The sequence below is a fragment of the Citrobacter sp. Marseille-Q5395 genome, from assembly GCF_947057495.1.
In the GTDB taxonomy this organism is placed as follows: Bacteria; Pseudomonadota; Gammaproteobacteria; order Enterobacterales; family Enterobacteriaceae; genus Citrobacter; species Citrobacter murliniae.
The window spans coordinates 1-3,146 of the sequence record NZ_CAMSEL010000047.1 but is presented as its reverse complement, the minus strand read 5'-3'; the positions used below and the strand labels follow the sequence as shown (position 1 = coordinate 3,146).

2 rRNA genes are annotated in these 3,146 nt (G+C 52.2%); both read left to right on the top strand.

Annotated features, from left to right (window positions below):
• Positions 1-28 precede the first annotated feature (28 nt).
• Positions 29-2,934 (top strand): 23S ribosomal RNA (locus OH663_RS25615).
• A gap of 90 nt (positions 2,935-3,024) precedes the next feature.
• Positions 3,025-3,140 (top strand): 5S ribosomal RNA (rrf, locus tag OH663_RS25610).
• Positions 3,141-3,146 lie beyond the last annotated feature (6 nt).

Genomic DNA, 3,146 nt, shown 5'->3' with positions numbered 1-3,146 from the left:
TGTTTTACGAAACATCTTCGGGTTGTGAGGTTAAGCGACTAAGCGTACACGGTGGATGCCCTGGCAGTCAGAGGCGATGAAGGACGTGCTAATCTGCGATAAGCGTCGGTAAGGTGATATGAACCGTTATAACCGGCGATTTCCGAATGGGGAAACCCAGTGTGATTCGTCACACTATCATTACGTGAATACATAGCGTAATGAAGCGAACCGGGGGAACTGAAACATCTAAGTACCCCGAGGAAAAGAAATCAACCGAGATTCCCCCAGTAGCGGCGAGCGAACGGGGAGCAGCCCAGAGTCTGAATCAGCATGTGTGGTAGTGGAACGGTCTGGAAAGTCCGACGGTACAGGGTGATAGTCCCGTACACAAAATCACACATGTTGTGAACTCGAAGAGTAGGGCGGGACACGTGGTATCCTGTCTGAATATGGGGGGACCATCCTCCAAGGCTAAATACTCCTGACTGACCGATAGTGAACCAGTACCGTGAGGGAAAGGCGAAAAGAACCCCGGCGAGGGGAGTGAAAAAGAACCTGAAACCGTGTACGTACAAGCAGTGGGAGCCTCTTTATGGGGTGACTGCGTACCTTTTGTATAATGGGTCAGCGACTTATATTCTGTAGCAAGGTTAACCGAATAGGGGAGCCGAAGGGAAACCGAGTCTTAACTGGGCGTTAAGTTGCAGGGTATAGACCCGAAACCCGGTGATCTAGCCATGGGCAGGTTGAAGGTTGGGTAACACTAACTGGAGGACCGAACCGACTAATGTTGAAAAATTAGCGGATGACTTGTGGCTGGGGGTGAAAGGCCAATCAAACCGGGAGATAGCTGGTTCTCCCCGAAAGCTATTTAGGTAGCGCCTCGTGAACTCATCTTCGGGGGTAGAGCACTGTTTCGGCTAGGGGGTCATCCCGACTTACCAACCCGATGCAAACTGCGAATACCGAAGAATGTTATCACGGGAGACACACGGCGGGTGCTAACGTCCGTCGTGAAGAGGGAAACAACCCAGACCGCCAGCTAAGGTCCCAAAGTCATGGTTAAGTGGGAAACGATGTGGGAAGGCACAGACAGCCAGGATGTTGGCTTAGAAGCAGCCATCATTTAAAGAAAGCGTAATAGCTCACTGGTCGAGTCGGCCTGCGCGGAAGATGTAACGGGGCTAAACCATGCACCGAAGCTGCGGCAGCGACACTATGTGTTGTTGGGTAGGGGAGCGTTCTGTAAGCCGTTGAAGGTGTCCTGTGAGGGATGCTGGAGGTATCAGAAGTGCGAATGCTGACATAAGTAACGATAATGCGGGTGAAAAACCCGCACGCCGGAAGACCAAGGGTTCCTGTCCAACGTTAATCGGGGCAGGGTGAGTCGACCCCTAAGGCGAGGCCGAAAGGCGTAGTCGATGGGAAACAGGTTAATATTCCTGTACTTGGTGTTACTGCGAAGGGGGGACGGAGAAGGCTATGTTAGCCGGGCGACGGTTGTCCCGGTTTAAGCATGTAGGCGGAGGTTCCAGGTAAATCCGGTACCTTTTAACGCTGAGGTGTGATGACGAGGCACTACGGTGCTGAAGTAACAAATGCCCTGCTTCCAGGAAAAGCCTCTAAGCATCAGGTAACACGAAATCGTACCCCAAACCGACACAGGTGGTCAGGTAGAGAATACCAAGGCGCTTGAGAGAACTCGGGTGAAGGAACTAGGCAAAATGGTGCCGTAACTTCGGGAGAAGGCACGCTGATATGTAGGTGAAGTGATTTACTCATGGAGCTGAAATCAGTCGAAGATACCAGCTGGCTGCAACTGTTTATTAAAAACACAGCACTGTGCAAACACGAAAGTGGACGTATACGGTGTGACGCCTGCCCGGTGCCGGAAGGTTAATTGATGGGGTTATCCGTAAGGAGAAGCTCTTGATCGAAGCCCCGGTAAACGGCGGCCGTAACTATAACGGTCCTAAGGTAGCGAAATTCCTTGTCGGGTAAGTTCCGACCTGCACGAATGGCGTAATGATGGCCAGGCTGTCTCCACCCGAGACTCAGTGAAATTGAACTCGCTGTGAAGATGCAGTGTACCCGCGGCAAGACGGAAAGACCCCGTGAACCTTTACTATAGCTTGACACTGAACACTGGTCCTTGATGTGTAGGATAGGTGGGAGGCTTTGAAGTGTGGACGCCAGTCTGCATGGAGCCAACCTTGAAATACCACCCTTTAATGGCTGGTGTTCTAACGTAGACCCGTGATCCGGGTTGCGGACAGTGTCTGGTGGGTAGTTTGACTGGGGCGGTCTCCTCCTAAAGAGTAACGGAGGAGCACGAAGGTTAGCTAATCCTGGTCGGACATCAGGAGGTTAGTGCAAAGGCATAAGCTAGCTTGACTGCGAGAGTGACGGCTCGAGCAGGTGCGAAAGCAGGTCTTAGTGATCCGGTGGTTCTGAATGGAAGGGCCATCGCTCAACGGATAAAAGGTACTCCGGGGATAACAGGCTGATACCGCCCAAGAGTTCATATCGACGGCGGTGTTTGGCACCTCGATGTCGGCTCATCACATCCTGGGGCTGAAGTAGGTCCCAAGGGTATGGCTGTTCGCCATTTAAAGTGGTACGCGAGCTGGGTTTAGAACGTCGTGAGACAGTTCGGTCCCTATCTGCCGTGGGCGCTGGAGAATTGAGGGGGGCTGCTCCTAGTACGAGAGGACCGGAGTGGACGCATCACTGGTGTTCGGGTTGTCATGCCAATGGCATTGCCCGGTAGCTAAATGCGGAAGAGATAAGTGCTGAAAGCATCTAAGCACGAAACTTGCCCCGAGATGAGTTCTCCCTGAGACTTTAAGTCTCCTGAAGGAACGTTGAAGACGACGACGTTGATAGGTCGGGTGTGTAAGTGTAGCGATACATTGAGCTAACCGATACTAATGAACCGTGAGGCTTAACCTTACAACGCCGAAGCTGTTTTGGCGAAGAGACGAAATTCAGCTTGATACAGATTAAATTGACATGCGAAAGCGTGTTGATAAACAGAATTTGCCTGGCGGCTGTAGCGCGGTGGTCCCACCTGACCCCATGCCGAACTCAGAAGTGAAACGCCGTAGCGCCGATGGTAGTGTGGGGTCTCCCCATGCGAGAGTAGGGAACTGCCAGGCATCAAA